The 18,796-nt window shown below is 76.4% G+C and carries 12 protein-coding genes; 6 read left to right on the top strand and 6 right to left on the bottom strand.

Annotation, left to right across the window (positions count from 1 at the left end; genetic code table 11):
• Position 1 precedes the first annotated feature (1 nt).
• Entirely contained in the window at positions 2 to 211 is a 210-nt protein-coding gene (locus ACZ7FF_RS25860; protein WP_470814656.1) for a hypothetical protein, read from the top strand.
• 92 nt (positions 212 to 303) lie between these two features.
• On the opposite strand, the gene ACZ7FF_RS25865 is transcribed toward ACZ7FF_RS25860, so the two are convergent.
• Complete coding sequence (locus ACZ7FF_RS25865; RefSeq protein ID WP_470814658.1) at positions 304 to 972, bottom strand: 4'-phosphopantetheinyl transferase family protein; 669 nt, start codon at positions 970 to 972, stop codon at positions 304 to 306.
• Between the two features lie 449 nt (positions 973 to 1,421).
• Here ACZ7FF_RS25865 and ACZ7FF_RS25870 point away from each other — a divergent pair, with 449 nt between their 5' ends.
• Entirely contained in the window at positions 1,422 to 4,346 is a 2,925-nt protein-coding gene (locus ACZ7FF_RS25870) for a helix-turn-helix transcriptional regulator (RefSeq protein WP_470814660.1), read from the top strand.
• A gap of 259 nt (positions 4,347 to 4,605) precedes the next feature.
• Entirely contained in the window at positions 4,606 to 5,565 is a 960-nt protein-coding gene (locus ACZ7FF_RS25875) for a polyprenyl synthetase family protein (protein WP_470814662.1), read from the top strand.
• Positions 5,566 to 5,570: 5 nt separating this feature from the next.
• Here the strand turns inward: ACZ7FF_RS25875 and ACZ7FF_RS25880 are convergent, their stop codons facing one another.
• The 4 genes from ACZ7FF_RS25880 to ACZ7FF_RS25895 all read right to left on the bottom strand — a co-directional run bounded on the left by ACZ7FF_RS25880 (position 5,571) and on the right by ACZ7FF_RS25895 (position 13,477).
• Positions 5,571 to 7,337, bottom strand: a complete 1,767-nt coding sequence (locus tag ACZ7FF_RS25880; protein ID WP_470814664.1) for an AMP-binding protein — start codon at positions 7,335 to 7,337, stop codon at positions 5,571 to 5,573.
• Positions 7,334 to 9,640 (bottom strand): ATP-binding protein, encoded by a 2,307-nt coding sequence (locus tag ACZ7FF_RS25885; RefSeq protein ID WP_470814666.1) that lies wholly within the window; start codon positions 9,638 to 9,640, stop codon positions 7,334 to 7,336. The genes ACZ7FF_RS25880 and ACZ7FF_RS25885 overlap by 4 nt, the downstream gene beginning before the upstream one ends.
• Before the next feature lie 124 nt (positions 9,641 to 9,764).
• A complete protein-coding gene (locus ACZ7FF_RS25890) occupies positions 9,765 to 12,437 on the bottom strand; it encodes an AfsR/SARP family transcriptional regulator (protein ID WP_470814668.1) in 2,673 nt (890 codons plus the stop codon).
• A gap of 11 nt (positions 12,438 to 12,448) precedes the next feature.
• The gene (locus ACZ7FF_RS25895) at positions 12,449 to 13,477 is read right to left on the bottom strand and encodes an AfsA-related hotdog domain-containing protein (RefSeq protein WP_470814670.1); all 1,029 of its coding nucleotides are present in this window, start codon (positions 13,475 to 13,477) and stop codon (positions 12,449 to 12,451) included.
• 258 nt (positions 13,478 to 13,735) lie between these two features.
• On the opposite strand from ACZ7FF_RS25895, the gene ACZ7FF_RS25900 reads away from it, so the two are divergent.
• The gene (locus ACZ7FF_RS25900) at positions 13,736 to 15,145 is read left to right on the top strand and encodes an MFS transporter (protein WP_470814672.1); all 1,410 of its coding nucleotides are present in this window, start codon (positions 13,736 to 13,738) and stop codon (positions 15,143 to 15,145) included.
• A gap of 109 nt (positions 15,146 to 15,254) precedes the next feature.
• On the opposite strand, the gene ACZ7FF_RS25905 is transcribed toward ACZ7FF_RS25900, so the two are convergent.
• On the bottom strand, positions 15,255 to 16,208 hold the full coding sequence (locus ACZ7FF_RS25905) for a HypE family hydrogenase expression/formation protein (protein ID WP_470814674.1): 954 nt from the start codon (positions 16,206 to 16,208) through the stop codon (positions 15,255 to 15,257).
• Between the two features lie 250 nt (positions 16,209 to 16,458).
• Between ACZ7FF_RS25905 and ACZ7FF_RS25910 the strand changes: the two genes are divergently transcribed.
• Together ACZ7FF_RS25910 and ACZ7FF_RS25915 are read left to right on the top strand one after the other, a co-directional pair.
• Positions 16,459 to 18,024, top strand: a complete 1,566-nt coding sequence (locus ACZ7FF_RS25910; RefSeq protein WP_470814675.1) for an MFS transporter — start codon at positions 16,459 to 16,461, stop codon at positions 18,022 to 18,024.
• Positions 18,025 to 18,359: 335 nt separating this feature from the next.
• Positions 18,360 to 18,788 carry an ester cyclase gene (locus ACZ7FF_RS25915; protein WP_470814677.1) on the top strand — a complete coding sequence of 143 codons (429 nt, stop codon included), beginning with the start codon at positions 18,360 to 18,362 and terminating at the stop codon, positions 18,786 to 18,788.
• Positions 18,789 to 18,796 lie beyond the last annotated feature (8 nt).

Below are 18,796 nucleotides of genomic sequence, written 5' to 3' on the forward strand. Positions count from 1 at the left end.
CATGGGGATCTCTTTCCGGAGTCGACGGCGTGAAGCGGCCGCGGTCCTGCTCGGCGCCTGCGCGGCGGTCGTGCTCGTCGCCGGCGGCGCCCAGGCCGCACCCGGTCAGCCGGACCAGACCGCCGGCGCCACCCTGACCGTGGGCACCGGCACGCAGGGGGTCTCCCTGACGGCGCTCGTCTTCAAGCCGTGCGACGACCGCTGGACCTGATCCCCGCCGGCGGAACGAACGACGACCACGGGGGCCCCGGGCGGATGTGCCGGGGCCCCGCGGTGGGAGCGAGCGGTGGGCCGGGGCCCGGGTCAGGCCGGGACGAGGAGGTGAGCCGTATGGGCGATGGCCGTGGCCAGGATGCCGTCCTCGGCGGCGAACCGGCCGTCGAAGGCGCGCGGCGCGGACTCCCCGCCGGCACCGGTGAGCAGACGGACCCGGAAGCCGCGGTCCGCGGGGTCGAAGGTGATCAGCGCCTGATGGAAACCCAGCTCCAGCCCGGTCACCGGGTACCAGGCCTTGAAGACGGACTCCTTGGCGCTGAACAGCAGCCGGTCCCAGGCGATGCCCGGCAGGTCGCGCAGCAGCGTGGCGACCTGCCGCCGCTCCGGTCCCAGCGAGATCTCCTCCAGGATGCCCTCGGGGAGCGGGACGTCCGGCTCGGCGTCGATCCCGACGGAGGCGATGTCCTCGCGCCGGGCCAGGGCGGCGGCCCGGTAGCCCGCGCAGTGCGTCATGCTGCCGGTCAGTTCCGGGTGCCAGGTCGGCGCGCCGCGCCGGCCGGGCACCACCGGTGCCGGGGGCATGCCCAGATCGGTCATCGCCCGCCGGGCGCACCAGCGCACCGCCGCGAACTCGGCACGCCGCTTGGGCACCGCGTCGCACACGTGTGCCTCCTCCTCGGGGAAGAGGGGCGCGTCGGCGGGGTCGGTGCGCACCTCGACCGCGGCGACGGTCGACGGCAGCAGGTCGGCCAGCATGGAGTCCTCGATTCGCTCGGGGCCGAGGGGGGCTGACTCCAGCCTTCGAGTGGGCCCCGTCCGGCGGCGAGCGCCGACGGACCGGAACGGCCCGGCACCCCCGGAAACAGAGGCGCGGACGACAGTGCACTGCCATGCCGCACGGTCCGTGCGCGGCACCCTGCCGGTCGATGGCCGACAGGGGGTGCGCCTCCTGCCATGCCCTTGCCATACGTATGTGGTGGACGGCCGTTCCGGCGGGTTCTCCGGGGTGCGCGCGCGACGCGGCACCGCGGTGCGCTCGCGCCGGCGATTTGCTGCCGTGCAGGTTCTGGTCACCGTCGGGGCGAGCAGGCCCCGCCTAGAATGGATTACACAATTCTCGGATGACGTATTTCCGGCGGAAAACCGGCGACCGGTAGGCCCGGACTAGGTAATTGCGTGATCGCGGGGGGCGCTGCGTGAAAACCGTGGAAAGAGCAGCGGAACTGGAATCACTGGATTCCGCGCTGGACGGCTGTGCGGACGGACACAGCACCGTCGTCCTGGTGGAAGGGCCGGTCGGCTGCGGCAAGAGCGAACTCATCTCGGAGGCGGTCGACCGTGCGACGGCGCGGGGCAGCGTCGTACTGCGCGCGACCGGCGCGGCCGCCGAACGTCGGCTGCCGCTCGGCCTGCTCGGCCAGCTCGCCGCGAGCGGGCCGCCGGGGCTGCTGCCACCCCGTCAGGAACGGGCGCGCGGGGGGCTGCGGGAATCGATGGAGCTGTTCGGCGCGGCCGTACGACGGCTGGGGGCGAACGGCTCCGTCGTGGTCTGCGTGGACGACTGGCAGCACGCCGACGACCTCTCCCGCGCCCATCTGCTGCACCTGGCGCAGGGCTCGCGCCGCGCCGGGATCCTGCTCGTCCTGGCGCGCGCACTGCCCACCCCCGTCGCCGATCCGCTCCAGGAGACCGAACTGCTGCGCCTGCCGAGGCTGTTCCGGCTCCGGGCCGCACCGCTGAGCGCGTCCGGCGTGGACACGATGCTGGACGAGGCGGGGATCGGCGGGGAGCCGCACCGGCAGCTGGCGCACCGGCTGTCCGGAGGCAATCCGCTGCTCCTGCGTGCCGTGGTGGAGGACTTCGCACGGACGGGCGTGGGACATGCGCGCGGGACCGCGCACGACGTGACATGCGGGCCGAGGCCCGACGGGGCCTACGGGCAAGCGCTGTTCACCTGCCTGGCACGGGCCGGTGCGGACGCCCGCGAGGTGGCCCGGGCCGTCGCCGTACTGGACGGTCACGCCACGACCGGGACCGTCGCGGACCTGCTGGACCGCCCGCCCGCCGACGTCACCCGCGCCCTGGACACGCTGACCGCGGCCGGCCTGATGGACGGCGACCGCTTCCGGCACCCCGTCGCCCGTACCGCCGTCCTGGACGCCACGCCCGACACCGAGCGCGCCGCCCTGCACCTGCGGGCCGCCACCGTCGCACGACGGCACGGCGCCCCGGCCCCGGTGGTGGCCGAACGGCTCGTCGCCGCGTGGGACGCGACGGAGCCGTGGGCCGTGCCGGTGCTGCAGAGCGCCGCCGCGCATCTGCTCGCGTCCGGCTCGCCCCAGCGCGCGCTGGACTGCCTGCGGCTCGCGGGCGAGGCGCTCACCGATCCGCAGCGCCGGGCCGACAACAGCCTGCGCGGCGCCGAGGCCGCGGCCCGCATCGATCCCGAGGACGCCGAACTCCGCCTCGACGCACTTCTGGAGGAGGCCCGGGCCGGCCGGCTGGACGAGGCGAACCTGAGCACCCTGGCCGGACTGCTGACGCTGCACGGGCGGCTGGACGAGGCCCGGGAGGTACGTGAGCCGGCGACCGGCACGGACGCGGATCCGCTCCCGGACGCGGGGACGGACTCCGTCACCGCCACCGGCGGGAGCTCCGGCGGGGATGTCGCGATCGACAACGGTGTCCCCGACCGCGACGGGACGGGCGCCGGTGAGCCGGTCGCCGGCCCGGGGCGGGGCGTGCCGGGCGCGATGCCGTCGTTCGCCGTGTACGCGGGCCGTGCCGCGGCCCCCGTGTACCTCTCGTCCCCCCAGCCGTCGTCCTTCTGGTACGACGGCGCCGCCGGGCACCCGGTCGGCGGTGCCGGACCCGGTGCCTGCGTGGACGGGTACGCGCCGCCCCGGCGGGAGGGCGGACGGGGTGCGGCGTCGGGCGCCGGCCCCTGGCGGCTGGACGAGCGGCCCGGCGCGGCCGCCGTCGGCGCCGCCGAGGCCCATCTGCGCTCCGCGCTCGGCGGCTGCTCGGCGATCGAACCGGTCCTGCATGCCCTGCGTACCCTGCTCTACCTCGGCGGCCCGGCCCGCGCCCTGCCCTGGTGCACCGCGTTCGCCGAGCAGGCGGAGCAGCAGGCCGCACCCGGCTGGTCGGCGCTGGTCCGCACCGTGCACGCCGAGGCGCTGCTCCGGCAGGGCGACCTGACCGGCGCCGAGACCGCGGCCCGTGCCGCGCTGGCGCTGGTGCCCCGCTCGGCGGGGAGCACGGCGGTGACCGGCACGGTCGGCATCCTCGTACAGGCCCTGCTCGCCCGCGGCCGCGCCGACACGGCCGCGGCCGAACTGGCCCGGCCGCTCTCGGAGTCCACCAGCGCCACCGTGCCGGGGCTGTCGTACCTGCGGGCGCGCGGCCGGTTCCACCTGGCCGCCGGCCGCTACCACGCCGCACTCGGCGACTTCCTGGAGATCGGCCGCAGGATGCGCCGCTGGGGCCTGGACCGGCCCGTGGTGCTGCCCTGGCGCACCGACGCGGCCGAGGCGCTGCTCGGACTCGGGGAGACCCGGCAGGCGGAACGCTTCGTCACCCAGCAGCTCGCGCTGCCCGACGCCACCGACGCCTGGGTGCAGGGCATCTCGCTGCGCCGGCGCGCCGCCCTGCAGGACCCCCGGCGCCGCAAGACGCTCCTCGACCGGTCGGCGGAGGCGCTGCGTCGCTCCGGCGACCGCTACGAACTCGCCCGCACGCTCGCCGAGTTCGGGCGCGCGCTGCGGGAGTGCGGGGAGACCGCGCGGGCCGCCATGGTCAACCGGACCGCCTGGCACCTGGCCGACGAGTGCGGGGCGCGGCCGCTGCGGGACACCGTGGAGTCGGCCGGCCCGGCCTCCGCCCCGGCACCGGCCGCCCCGCCCGCCCCGGCGGCGTCCTCCTCGGAGCTCGCCGAACGGCTCACCGACTCCGAACGGCGCGTCGCCGCGCTCGCCGTGCGCGGTGACACCAACCGGGAGATCGCCGGAAAGCTGTTCATCACGGTCAGCACCGTCGAACAGCATCTGACCCGCGCCTACCGGAAGCTGGGGGTGACGTCCAGGCAGCAGCTGCCGGTCGAACTCCAGCTGCTGGCCACGGAGGCCTGACAGCCACCGCCCCGCTCGCCCCGGCCGCCCCCCTCCCCCGTCGGCGGCCGGGGCGTACCCATACCGGCAGCCGCCCGGAACGCGTTCATGGCAGGCGGATGGCAAGGGTGCGCGGAGGTGGCCCGCTGCCCGGCAGGGAACAGCCATTCCTCCCGGCCACTTGTACGTACGTTCCGCGCCACCTTCCCCCGCGGAAGACCCTCGACGGGGCCCCGCGGGCACGCTGAGGAGAGGAGAGGCCACCGAAGGGGGAACCGACATGACGAGGCACCAGCCCGCCGGACGGGACGCGGTCCGTGCGGCCGTACGGGACCGGGTGCTGGAGCGTGTCGACCAGCGGATCGGCGGGCTCCTCGCGGAGGAGCACCGCCGCCGGGCCGCCGAGGGCCGCCGCGCCGCCTCGCTCGTCAGCGACGTCGCCACGGTGGTCCGCTCGGCGGGCGACCGGATCCGCGCCGGGCTGTTCCTCACCGGCTACCTCGCCGCGGGCGGCGACCCCGACGCCGCCGGCGCCGTGGACGCGGCCGCCTCCCTGGAGTTCCTGGACGCCTCCCTCGCCATCCGCGCCGACACCCGCGAGGGCGCGGCGCTGCGCCGGGGGCTGCCCACGCTGCACGTCGGTCACGCCGCCGAGCACGAGCGCAACGGCTGGCGCGGGGAGTCCCGCAGATTCGGCGACACCAGCGCCGTGCTCGCCGGGGACCTCGCGCTCGGCTACGCGGACCGGCTCGCCGCGACCCTGTCCGGGGCCGCCCGCCGGGAGTGGGAGAACCTGCGGACGCAACGGGTGCTCGGGGCGTACGAGGCCGCCGTGACCGCCGCGGCGTACCAGGACGACCCCTGGCCGGCCGGCTGTCTCGCGCTGGCCTGCTCACCGGGGTGCGCGGCCGGCGCGTACACCGTCCACCACCCGCTGCGGCTGGGCGCGCTGCTCGCCGGGCGCCCCGAACTCGCGGACGCCTACGCGGAGTACGGCGTGCGGCTGCACGCGGCATGGCGGCTGCGCGGCTTCCTGAGCGGCGGCCCCGGATACGACGACGAGGCCGAGCTCCTGCGCGACGTGCTGTTCGACGCGGAAGGCCGCCGGTCCGCGGAGTCCCTCACCCGCGAACTCGCCGAAGAGGCCACCCGCTCGCTGACCCCGGCCGCGCTGGCGCCCGCCTGGCACGCGGAACTCGCCTCCTGGGCGACCCACCTGGGCACCGCCCGCTGCGCCTGACGGCCTTACAGGCTGCCGCGGGGCCGGCCGGGCCGCAGCCGCTCCAGCCAGGTGCGCAGCCCCTCCCGTCGGACCTCCCCGCGGTCGTCCCGGGGAAGGGAGCCGACCAGCTCCAGGCGGGTCGGCAGGGCCGGCGCCGGAACGCCCCGCGCGGTCAGGTGGTCGCGGAGTTCGGGCAGAGCCGGCGGCGCGTCCTCGGTGGCCGGTACGACGACTGCGCAAGGGCGTTCGCCGGGCTCGGCGTCGGTCCACGGGACCACGACCGCCTCCCGCACCCCCGGATGCGCGAGCAGCGCGGCCTCCAGCCGGTCCACCGGCACCAGGAAGAACGCCCCCGTACGGCCCTCCGCCCGTTCGGTGACGCGGACACCGCCCAGCCCGTCGGCGCGGGCCCGGTCCCCGACGTCGACCCAGCCCTCGTTCGGGCCCCACGCCGGCTCGGGCGCGGCCGCGCCGTCCCGCCGCACACCCAGGCACACCGACGGCCCGCGCACCCGGAGCGCCGCCTCCCGGCCCGGCAGGGCGGAGACCTCGAGCCCCGCCACCGGCATGCCGTCGCTCTCCCCGGCCCGCTCGGCCGGGGTGTCCCCGCGGGCGACCATGCCCAGCCCCAGCTCCGGCGCGCCCCACACCCCCCGCACCGTCGCGCCCAGCGCCTCGGGCAGCGCGGTCAGCAGGTCCGGTGGGGTACGGGTGCGGCCACCGGACAGCACCAGCCGCAGCCGGGGCAGCCGCCGTGGCTCGCGCCGCTGCGCGGCGAGGACCTCGTCCCACTGCGCCGGCGCCGCGTAGGCCTGCTCCGCGCCGGTCCCGGCCAGCAGGTCCAGGCAGTTCCCCGGGTCCCACACGTCCTGGTGCACACCGGTGCCGCCCACCGAGACCGGCAGGCACACCGTGTGCAGGATCGAGGCGAGCGAGGTCAGCGGAAGCGCGGAGTAGTACGTGCCGCCGTCCGTCCGGCCGCCCGGCACCGCGGGGCCGTCCAGCGCCCGGCAGCCGGCGTACAGGGTGTTCGCCGAGTGCAGGACCAGGGCGCAGGAGTCACCGGGACCCAGCACGCCGACCAGCAGACAGACGCGGTCCGCCGGGCCGGGGGGCGCAGGGCGGCCCCCGGGGAGGCCGTACGGTCCGCGCTCGTGCGGGGTGCGCAGGAAGTGCCGCGCGAAGTCGACGGCTCCCGGCCGCCCGGCCGTCCCCCGTGTCCCGGTCGTCCCCGACGTACCGAGGACCACGCGGTGGCGCAGCCAGGGCAGGCCGGGGGCGAGGGAGTCGAGCAGCTCCGCGTACGGCACGCCGTCCCACTCGTCGGGCACGACACACACCCGGGCCTCGGAAGCGGCGAGGACCAGACCGAGGCCGCGGGCGCCGAAGCCGGGCAGCACCGGCACCGCGACCGCGCCCAGCCGGACACAGGCGAGGAAGAGGGCGGCCGTCTCCCAGCGGCTCGGCAGCTGGTAGGCGACCGGATCCCCGGGCCGCACCCCGAGCGCGGCCAGTGCGCCCGCGAACCGGTCGACGTACGAGTCGAGTTGCGCGTAGCTCAGTGCCGTGGTGCGCAGACCGGGGGGAGCGAGGGCGCGATACTGCACGAGCGCGGCGTCCTGTGGCCGGCGGACGGCGATCCGGCGCAGATCGGTGGCGAAGGTCTCGTCCGTCCGCCACCAGCCCTGCGCCCGGTAGGACCGGACGACCTCGTCCGGCGGCCCCGGCGGCCCCGGCGGCCCCGGCGGGGCCGCCGGGCCGACGGGCACCCGTGGCCCGGCCGCGCTCACGTCCACTTCCCGATGGCCCAGGCGACCTGGACGCGGGAGGTGCAGTCCAGGCGGCGCATCACATGCCGGACGTGGTTGACCACCGTCCACTCGGACAGCCCCAGCCGGGCGGCGATCTGCCGGTTGGTCAGTCCCTCGGAGACGAGCAGGGCGACCTGCAACTGCCTCGGTGTCAGCTTCTGTTCGCCCGTGCCGGCCGACCCGCCCCTGGCTTCCTCGGGCGGGGCGCCGGGCGCCGACAGGGCCTCGCCGGCCAGCCTGTCCGGTCCGAGTGCCAGTCCCTCGGCGCGGGCGACCTCGTAGGACGTCCAGCCCAGCCGTGAGCGCAGCCCGGCCAGAGCCTCGTGCAGCGCCGCCGCGTGCCGGGCCGGGGGCGTCGCACCGGTGCGCCGCCGCAGCGCTCCCGCGCCCGTGATCAACCGGACCACCCTCGGCTGCTGCGCGGGCGTGCGGCGCAGCACCAGCAGCGCGAACTCCTCGGCCAGCGGCGGCAGGGCGAGGAGGTCACCGGTGTCGCGGCACAGCTCCAGCGCCTCCCGCAGCGCCGCGTCCGCACCGGAGTCGCCGGACGTGTCCGGGCCCGCACCCTCCGGCGCGGGGGCGCTCAGCACGGCCGTGCCGTGCAGGGCCAGGGTCAGGCCGCGGAGGTCGCCCAGGCGGCGGAGGGTGGCCGTGGCCCCGTGGAGGAGGTCGGTCGCCCGTTGGGTGCGGCCCAGCGCGTGGTGGACGAGGGCGAGGGTGGTGGTCGCGCGGGCCGCCGCGCCCGGAGCGCCGACGGACTCCAGGGCCGCCGCCGCGGGCTCCACCGAGGCCAGGGCGCCGCGGGCATCGCCCGTGGCGAGCAGGGCCGCGCCCAGGTGGGCGGTGATCTGCGCGGTGAGCCTGCGGTCGCCCAGCCGCCTGCACGCGACGAGAGCCGTGCGGTGCCGTCGCATCGCCTCCGCCGGATCGCCCAGCGCCGCGGTCAGTTCACCGCCCAGGTCGGTCAGGCGTACCGCCGCCGCCTGCGGCACCCCCGCAGCCAGCAGCCGGTCGCACCAGGCCACGCCCTCCCGCAGCCGGCCCTGCGCCGCCCACGGTTCCCGGCAGGCGACGGCCAGCGCGGCCGCCCGTTCCAGATCGCCCCGCGCGTGCAACCGGTCCAGCGCGGCGAGGACGTTGGGCGCCTCGGCGGCCAGCACGGCGAGCCAGTGCGCCTGCTCGGTGCCCGCGAGCCGGGGCGCGGCGGCCGTCACCAGCCGGGCGTAGCGGTCGGCGTGCTCGTCCCGCGCCGCCGCCAGCTCACCGCGCGCCTCCAGCGCGGCCCACCGGTGGGAGCGGACCGGCTCGCGGACCGCGTAGCGCGGCTCGGCCCCACGGCGGTCGGCCAGCGCGAGGACGCCCCGGTCGAGCAGGGCGTCGACGTCCGGTTCGTCCGCCCGCTCGAAGACCTGCGCGCCGAACCCCGGCCGGTGGACGCACAGCCGGTCCAGCAGGGCGCTCGCACCGGCGGACAGCCCCCGGCAGCCGTGCTCGGCCAGGGCCGTCAGCGAGCGGTGCCGCTCCGGGGCACCGGCCGGGCCGCCGTACAGCTGGTCCGGGCGGTCGCGCAGCCGGGTGAGCAGGGTGGCGGGCTCGTACCAGCGGGTGCGGGCGGCGGCCAGTTCCAGTGCGACGGGCAGGCCGTCCAGCAGGGCGCAGAGGCCGGCGACGGCCTCCGCGTTCTCCTCGGTCACGGCGAAACCCGGCCGTGCCTCGGCCGCGCGCAGCGCGAACAGCTCCACCGACGGCACCGTGCGCAGCCACTCGACGCCACCGCACTCGTCGTACGGCGGCGGGACGGGCAGGGGGGCCACCGGGACCAGCCGCTCGCCGTAGACGCCAAGGGGTTCCAGGGCCGTGGCGAGCACGGTGAGACGGGGGCCGACGTCCAGCAGGGCGGCCAGGTCCCCGGCCGTCGGGCGGGCCTCGTGGTCGCAGCCGTCCAGGAGAAGCAGCGCCCGTCCGGGAACCGCCGTGGCGCGCGCCGCGGCGGCGGCCACCGCGCCGGGCTCGGCCGGGTCGCAGCCGAGCACCGTGGTGACGTCCTCACCGGGCACAGGTGCGCCGCGTGCCCCCACGGCCGCCCGGGCGGCGGCCTGCACCAGCCTGCTCTTGCCGACACCGGCGGGGCCGGTCAGCGTGACGAGCCGGACCCCGGGGTCGCGCAACAGCTCCTCCAGCGTGAGGAGTTCCGTCTCCCGCCCGACCAGCGCGGCGGCGGGCGGCCGGCGGTGTCCGGGCGCGGCGTCCGGCCGTGCTCCGTGGGACAGCAGCATGTTCATCCTCGTGATCGTGAAGTCGCGGTCGCCCGGGGGGAGGCCGGGCGGTCCGTTCGGGGCCGGTCGGGGTGCGGCCGTCGGCTCTTCCGTGGGCGTCGGGTGCCTCGGGTGCACCGGGAGGCGGGGATCAGACCGGGACGGGGCGGGGCGGCGGGAGCCGCCACACACCTGGGCGCACCTCGAAGGCCCGGGGCGGGCCGAGCACGGCGTGCAGCGCGCGGCGGGCGTGGGCCTCGCGGCGGCGGTCCCCCAGAGCGGCCGCGAGCGCCACACACTCCGTGAGCGGTCCGGCCGCGGCCCCGCCGCCCGTGGTCTCCAGCGCCACCAGGGCCCTGACCCGCTGCACCTCGTACCTGCCCACCGCACCGCCGGACTCCGCCGCCGCACACAGCAGTTCGGCGGCGGGACCCGACTCGCCCCGTTCCAGGCGGAGTTCCGCGAGGCCCGCCAGAGCGCGGGCCCGCTCGTCCGCGAGACCGGCGCCGGCCGCGAGCGCCGCCGCCCGCCCGTAGCGTTCCGCCGCGCGTTCGTCGTCGCGCTGCTGCCAGGCCAGATCGCCCAGCGAGCACAGCAGCCGGGCCTCCGCACGCCGGTCGCCGCCGCGCCGGGCCGCGTCCAGGGCGAGGCCGTGGACGTCGTCCCAGGTGGACCAGTCGGCGGTGCGTTCCAGGGGCGTGGTGAGGGCGTCGGCGAGCCGGAGCACCACGGACCACAGGCCCGTCGTGTGCGCCGTGCGCAGCACCCGGGCCAGTGCCCGGGTGTCCGCCGCGGTGCGCGGCGCGCCGCCCGGCCGCCCGGCGGCCGTCGCGTACGCCTCGCACATCCGCACGGTGGCCGCCCGCACCGAGTCCGCGGGTTCCAGGGCGCGCAGCCGGTCGGCGGCCAGCAGCCGGGCCGGCTCCGGCAGGAGGTGGGTGTCCGTGGCCCGGGGCAGCAGGAGGTGGTGGTCGGCGAGGGCGTCCAGGAGCAGTGCGGCGGGATGCGTGTCCAGGCCGAGCACGGCGGCGGCCGTGGGCGTCGCGAACTCGCCCGGCGGCAGCAGGGCCAGCAGCCGCAGGGTCCGGCGCAGGCCCTCCGGAAGGTCGTCGTGCGCCTCCGTCAGGCGTGCCCTTACGTCGAGTTCGCCGACGCCGAGCACGTCGAGCCGGGTGGACTCCTCGCGCAGCCGTTCGAGCTGGGTCTCACCGTCCCAGTGCGGGCGGGCCGAGAGCGCGAGGGCGGCGGCCCGCAGCGGCAGGGGCATGCGGCCGCACAACTCGCCCATGCGGTCGGCGGTTTCCGGTGCGGTCGGGGCGAGGAGCCGTCGTACGGCCATCCGGTCCAGCGGCCCGAGCGGCACCGCGCGCACACCGGCCGCCCCGGTCACCGGGAGCCGCCCGGTCACCAGCGCGGTGCTGCCGGGGGAGGTGGGCAGCAGGGGGCGGACCTGCGCGACGGAGACGGCGCCGTCGAGTACGAGCAGCAGACGCCGGGCGCTGGTCAGGGCGTGGAGGGCCGCGACCGGGTCGGAGGGGCCGGGGCCGCCCGGGAGGGCGGCGGACGGCCCGTCCGGGCCGCCGCGGGACGGGGTGCCGGACGCGGCCAGCCGGAGCAGCCGGCGGGCGGCCTCGGGGGCCGTACGGGGGCGGCGGGACGCGGTGCGCAGGTCCAGGAAGAGGATCCCGTCGGGGAAGGCGTCGGCCACCCGGCGTGCCACGGCCGCCGCGAGGGCCGTCTTGCCCGAGCCCACGGCTCCGGTGACCGCCGTCCAGGCACCCGGTGAGGCGGTCCTGACCAGGCGCTCCACGGCGTCGAGTTCCTCGTCCCGGCCGAACAGCTCCCCGTCCCAGGCGGGCAGCCCGACGACCGCCGGCGCCACGGCGGCACCCGGGCCGGGTACGGCGACGCCGGTCCCGGGACTCGTCGTGGCCACGCCGGACAGGACCGCACCCGGCCCCGGCACGACACCGTCCGGCTCGGGAGGGACCGTGTCCCACAAGGCCCCTGCGCCGCCCGGCCGTCCGCGGTGCGGGTCCGTCGCGGGCCCCGTGACGTCCTGGTCCTCCGTCAGGAGGCGCTGGTGCAGGGCGCGGAGCCGGGCGCTGGGTTCCGTGCCCAGCTCCTCGGCCAGGAGGTTGCGCAGCCGGGCGTACGCGTGGAGCGCCTCGGCGTGGCGGCCGGTGCGGGCGAGGGCGGTCAGCAGCTGGGCGTGGAACTCCTCCCGCAGCGGGTGCTCGGCCGTCAGGGCGCGCAGGTCCGGCAGGACCTCACGGTGATGGCCCAGCCGCAGCTCGGCGTCCACCCGCAGTTCCAGGACCTCCAGGCGCGCCTCGGACAGCCGGGCCGCCGTGGCGCGCAGGAGCGGTCCGTGCGGGGTGCCGGACAGCAACGGGCCCCGCCACAGGGCGTCCGCCCGGCGCAGCAGGCCGGCCGCGCGGGCGAGGTCCCCGTCGGCCAGCGCCCGCCGGCCCAGGACGCGGAGCTGCTCGAACACCGTCGCGTCGACGTCGCCGGCGTCCGCGCGCAGCAGATAGCCCGGCCGCTGGGTGACCAGCAGCGTCCGGCCCTGGTGGGGGCTGGCGGTGCTCAGGGCCTTGCGGATCTGCGAGACGTACACGTGCAGCGTGGTCACGGCGGTGCGCGGCGGCCCGTCCGGCCACAGCTCGTCGATCAGCGCCTCGACGGACACCACGCTGCCGGCCCGGGTGAGCAGCGTGCCGAGGACGGTGCGCAGTTTGGGCGCGCCCGGGGTGTGGGAGCCCGTGGAGGCCGGGTCCGGGTCGCCCGTGAGCTCCAGTGGGCCCAGGATCCGGAACCTCATCGCGACGGCCCTCAGAGATCCTGCACCACGACGGCTGTCGCCTCGGCGACCGCCTTGCGCCCCTGTGACAGGGTCATGGTCACCGGCACCCGGGCCCGCCCCGCCGGATCGGGCTCGACCTCGCCCGGTACGGCGACGCACCGCAGCGGTGGTCCGGCCTCGGCCGAGCCGCGGAAGTGGATCCGTGAGGTGGCGAGGGTGCAGCGCGCGGTGGCCAGCCCGTGCCGCCGGCCGGCCGTGAGCAGCGCGCTCTGCCGCAGCGCCTCCAGCATGTGCAGTCCGGCCAGCCTCCCCTCCCGGCCCGCGAACACCGTGGCGACGCCGTCCGTGCGCACCCAGGTGGACAGCCGGCCCGAGGGCAGCCGCTCGGGGTTGCTCACCAGGACGTTCTCGGCGGCGGTGCGGCCCACCTCGGCGGCCGGTACCCGCCTCGCGGTGCCCGGCGCCCGGTCGGCGGCGTCCGCCGCGTACGCGTGGTCGGCTTCGGCCGGCGTCGGCTGGGCGAGGGCGAGCTGGTTGCGGTAGAGGGCGGGCGCGAGGAAGACGAGTCCCGCGGAGCCGACCGCGCACGGCGTGCCGTCGATGCTCACCTCGGTGTGGAACTCCACCCCGCGCGGCACACCGTTGACGACATGCGTGGGTACGGCGCGCAGCCGGGTGCTGAGCCGGGAGCCGCCGTCCGGACCTGTGCGCCAGGGCGCGAGGTCGGTGAGCCGGAGGTCGTAGCGGTAGAACAGGCCGGGGCGTTCCGCGGGCACACCGAAGTAGCGGTGGCCGACGAACTCCCCGATCTCCCGGACCGACTCGGTGACGACCTGGATGTCGTGGAAGTGGACCGGGCCGTCGTTGAACAGCGGGTGGTCGCGCGGCAGGCGGTCGGCGAGGACGAAGTGTTCCTCGCCGAGACCGGGGGAGTCCAGGCAGTTGTCCCAGGACATCGGGCAGTGGATGAGGTGGCGCGTGGTGCCGAACGGTGCCGTGCCGGGCGGGACGTCGGCACGGGTGTCCGCTCTGCGCCCCACCGTCATGGATTCCGTCATGCTTCCCCCTCGCCTGCGCCTCCAACACGCCTGGTTCTCAGCGTGCGAAACGATCCGGACAGTGGCCAGCGCGGCTCGGTGACAGCAAGTTGCATGGCCGCAACTCCGGTGCGGGGCCACGCCGGTGTGCCGCCGACGCGCCTTTAGCGGAATTCAGGGAGTGCCCCGGAGGGTGGTCGCGTGGCCCCCCGGCCGGTCCTCCCCCCGTCCGGCCGGTGGGCCCGCCGCACGCGTCCGCGCTCGACGAAGGGGCCCACGATGACCACTGCCGCAGCGCCGGACCGCAAGGCCGGTACGACCGCACGCGCGGGCGCCGCGGCCCGCCCCGCCGGCCGTGCCGGGGTCCCCGCCCGGGTCACCGCCGGGTACGGGGCCGGGTCGCTGGTCTCGGGCACGTTCACGACGCTGCCCGGTCTGCTGCTGTTGCCGTACCTCACCGACACGCTGGGCGTGGCCGCCGCCCTCGCCGGGGCGGCGGTGCTCGTCCCCAAACTGTGGGCGGCGGTGCTGAATCCGGTGGTGGGCAGGTACGCCGACCGGGCGGTGGCACGACGGCGCCTGATCCGGTACGGCGGGGCGGCGATGGCCGTGGCCTGCGTGCTGATGTTCGCCCCGGTGGTGCGCGGTACGGGCGGGGCGTGGCTCGCGGAGGCGGGCTTCCTGCTGACGGCCACCGCGTTCGCCTGCTTCCAGGTCCCGTACGCCGCCCTGCCCGCCGACCTCACCACCGCCCCGGCCGACCGGGTCCGCCTGGCCGCGGGCCGGGTGGCGGGGCTGGGGGTGGCCGCGCTCGCGGTGGGGGCCGTCGGCCCCGCGCTGGTGGCGTCGGGCGGCCCGGCGTCCGGTTACCGCTGGGCGGGTCTCTTCGGCGCGGTGGTGATCGCGCTCGGGACGCTGGGCGTGGCACTGGGCACGCGCCGGGCCCCCTGCGCCCGTGCGGCCACCGCCGGACGTGATGACGCCCCGGCCGTCCCCTTCCGGCAGGCCCTCGCCGCCGTACGGGCCGACCGGTCCTTCCTCGCCCTCCTCGGTGCCGCCGCCGCGCAGGCCCTGGCCACCGGGGTGCTGCTGGCCGGGGTGCCGTACGCCGCGCGCCAGGTGCTCGGGCACGCGGCGCTGACCAGCGCCCTGGTGGTCGGGTTCGTCGTACCGGACCTGCTCACCGCACGGCTGTGGGTACGGCTCGGTGCCCGGCTGGGCACGCACCGGGCCTACGCGGCCGCCGGCGCCGTGTTCGCCGTCGGCTGCCTCGGGTTCCTCGCCGCGCCCGTGGCCCCGGCCGGTGTCGTCGTCGCCGCGATGGTTCTCGCGGGTACCGGCCACGCCGGACAGCTCGTCTTCCTGTACGGCCTCCTGCCCGACCGCATCGCCGAGGCCGCCGGGCGTATCGGTGACCGCAACGGCGGTGTGCTCTCGGGGGTGTTCGCCACCGGCGAGGCGGCCGGTCTGGCGCTCGCCCCCTTCGGCTACGGCCTCGTGCTCGCCGCCTTCGGGTACGTCTCCTCCGGTGCCGGCCACGCCGTCCACCAGAGCGGCGCGGCCCGCCTCGGCATCCTGCTGGGCCTGGCCGTGCCGCCCCTGCTGGCGACGGCCGCCGGGACGCTGTCCCTGCGGCGCTGCCGAGCCCCTCGCGGGGAGCGCGCGGACGGCCCCGGCGCCCGCGCGTAGGGCCTTTGGGCCCCGGCGGCCGGTCCCGTACGGGTCCCGTCCGTGCGGGGCGTCACAGCTCCGGACCGCTGGTGTGGTGATGCCGTACGAGGGTCGTTCGTGCCGGGCGTCACAGCACCCGCGCCGCCGGGGTGGTGGTGGCCGGCACGGGGCGCGTGGTGCCGTCGGGGGTGCGCAGCAGGAGGCGGGTCTCGGACTCCCGGCGTACGGTGCCGACCACGGCCGCCCGGCGGCCACGGGGGTGTGCGCACAGCGCCGTCATCACCTCCGGCACCGCCTCCGGTGCCACGACGAGGCAGACGGTGCCCGGGCTGGCGGCCGACCAGGGCGTGAGCCCCAGTTCGTCCAGGGCGAGCCGGGTGACCCGCCGTACCGGCAGGTCCCCCTCCCCGATCTCCACCGTCACGCCCGCCGCCGCCGCCACCTCGTGCAGGAGGGCGGTGAGCCCGCCCTCGGCGGGCTCGCGGACCGCTCGTACGCGCCCGTCGGCGGCCGAGAAGACCGCGTCGATCACGTCGGCGAGCGGGGCGCACCCGCTGGAGACGTAATGTTCGTAGCCCGCCCCGGCGCGCAGGGAGAGCAGATGGGCCTCGTGGTCACCCAGGGGGCCGCTCACGACGACCCGGTCGCCGGGCGCGCAGCCGGCCGGCCCGGGCGGGCGGTGCCGGACGGGGCCCACGGCGGTGGCGGTGACGTACAGCTGGTCGGCCTCCCCGGCCCGCACCACCCGCCCGTGGACGCCGGTCACCGCGACACCGGCCTCTGCCGCCGCCTCCCGTACGGACCGGGCGAGTTGAGACAGCCGGTGGCGCGGCAGCCCGGCCTCCACGGTCAGCCCCAGGGTCAGGCGGCGGGGTTCGGCACCCTGTGCCGCCAGTGAGTTGACTGCTCCGCACACCGCGAGCCGCCCGATGTCGGTGCCGCCGAAGAAGGGCGGATCGCAGACGAAGGTCCTGGTGACGACGTCGGGTTCGCCGCCCGCCGCCCCGGTCCCGGCCGGGCGCGGGAGGCCGGTGAAGAACAGGCTGGGATCGTCGGTCAGCTCCACCTGACCGGATGTCAACGCATGTCTTTCGGCGCGCTGTTGTGACGGCATCGCGTTACCTCCCCCTCGGCCGCGAACCGGCGGCCTCCCCGCAGCCACCGTAGGACGAGACGCGGGCTGTTGCGGAGCCCCAGGAGGGGTGCGGCGCAGGGGATAGGGGTCCCCTAATCGGCGCGTACACGCGTTGTCCCGGGTTCCGCCCGCTCATACCGTCGTGACGACAGACCGTCGTCGAGCGGCGCTCCCGTGCCGCACGTGAGGAGTTGTGGTGGACAACAAGGGAGCCAGTCGCGGACACCCGCGCAGGTGGGCGATTCTCGCCGTGCTGGCCGTCGCCGTGTTCGTCGTGTCGATCGACTCGACCATTCTCAACGTGGCGCTGCCCACGCTCGGCAGGGAACTGGACGCCGGCACCAGCGAACTGCAGTGGATGGTGGACGCCTACTCGCTCGTGCTCGCCGGGCTGCTGATGATGACCGGCAGCCTCTCCGACCGGTTCGGCCGCAAGAAGCTGCTCATCGCCGGTCTCGTGCTGTTCGGCATCGCCTCGGTGGCGGCGGCCTTCTCCACGCACTCCTGGGAACTGATCGCCGCCCGCGCGGTGATGGGTGCCGGCGCCTCGGCGTTCATGCCGGGCACGCTCTCCATCCTCGTGCACGTCTTCTCGGAGGAGGAACGTCCCAAGGCCATCGGCATCTGGGGCGCGGTGACCGCGCTGGGCGCCGTGACCGGGCCGCTGATCGGCGGCGCGCTGCTCGAACACTTCTGGTGGGGCTCGCTCTACCTCGTCAACGTCATCGTGGTAGCCCTCGCCGTGCTGGGCACCACCGCGCTCGTACCCGAGTCCACCGACCCCGCGGCCCGTCCCCTCGACGCGCTCAGCACCGTCCTGTCGGTCGTCGGCATCGCCGCCCTGGTGTACGGCGTGATCGAGCAGCCCCGCTACGGCTGGTCGTCGCCCCGCGTGCTGGCCGGCCTCGTCGGCGGTGTCGTGGTCATGGGCCTGTTCCTGCTGCGGCAGCGGACCGCCCGGCACCCGATGGTCGATCTGGCCGTCGTGCGCAACCGCCGCTTCCTCGGCTCCAGCGGCACCATGGCCGTGCTGATGTTCGCGCTCACCGGCAGCCTGTTCGTCCTCACCCAGCAGTTCCAGCTGGTGCTCGGCTATTCGCCGCTGCTCGCGGGCGCTGCCATCCTGCCGATGGCGGCGGCCCTGATGATCTGCTCGCCGCTGGCGCCGGTGCTGTCCAAGGCGATCGGTGTGCGCGGCGCGGTCGTGGTCGCGCTGCTCGTCCTGGCCGCCGGGTACGGGGTGTTCGCCCTGCTCACCAAGGACGACGGGTACGGCGCGATGGTCGTGGCGATGTGCCTGGTCGGTGCGGGCATGGGTCTCGCGCAGCCGCTCGTCAACGACGTGCTGATGACCGCGGGACCGGCGGAGCAGTCCGGGCTGCTGTCCTCCATGAACGACACCGTGCAGGAGATGGGTGCGGCGCTCGGCGTCGCGGTCGTCGGCAGTGTGCTGGCCGCGCGCTACGCGGCGGCCTACTCGCCGTCCGGCCCCGCGCCGGCGAAGCACTCCCTGGACCAGGCGCTCCAGGCCGCGAAGACGCTGCCGCACGCGTCCGCGCAGCACACCGTGGACGCCGCGAAGACCGCCTTCGCGCATGCCTTCACCGCCTCGGAGGCGGTGTGCGCCGGCGTCGCGGTGCTCGGCGCGGTGCTGGCCGCGGTGCTGCTGCCGCGCCTGGTGGCCGCGTCCGACGCGGTGACGGGCGCGGAGGCGGGGGCGGCCGAGGCGGACAGTCCGCTCGCCCGGGAGGCCACCGCCTGAGCCCTTCCCGGTCCTGGCTGCCGGTTCACCGGGACGTCGCCACCCCCCATGGGCAGGTCGCCCACGCACGGAACGCCCGTGCGTGGGCGACCTGCCTTTTGCGTACCCCGGGGTCGCCCGCTTTTCGTGCACCTGTTTTACCGGCACTTGGCTGGAATACCGCCTACCGGTTTACGCCCGTGATCCGGTGGGAGCGGTCAAGTCCCAGTTCACGGGTGGTTCCGTCGGGATGCGGGGGGTCCGCTACGGGGGTAGGGGACGGATAGGGGTGCTGCCGGATCGAGTGGGCCCATAGCGTTTTTCGAGCAGACAACCGTTCGAAGGGAACCCTTCTCATGACGCAGGTCCAGGAAGAGCTGGAAGTCGTTCTGCAGCGCTATGTCGACGAGGTGCTCAACGGTCACAAGGACGAACTCCTGGAGGAATTCATCCACTCGGAATTCCGTCACTTCACCGATGAGACCGCGCTGGCCCTGGAGAACGACGGGACCGACCTGGAGGGCATCAAGGCCGGCCTGGTCGAGGTGCGCGACAAGCTCGCCCCGCACTACAGCGCCGAGGTCGTCCGCTGGGAGGACGACATCGTCCACCTCGCCTGGAAGACCACCGTGACCCACCAGGGCTTCATCTTCGACCGCGAGCCGACCGGCAAGACCTTCACGCTGACCTACACCGGCAAGACCCAGTTCAAGGACGGGAAGATCTTCCGCGCCCAGAACTACTGGGACCCGCAGCAGGCCCTTGACGTCATCGACGGCGACTGAGGGTCCTG

Source organism: Streptomyces sp. NPDC037126 (assembly GCF_055605965.1).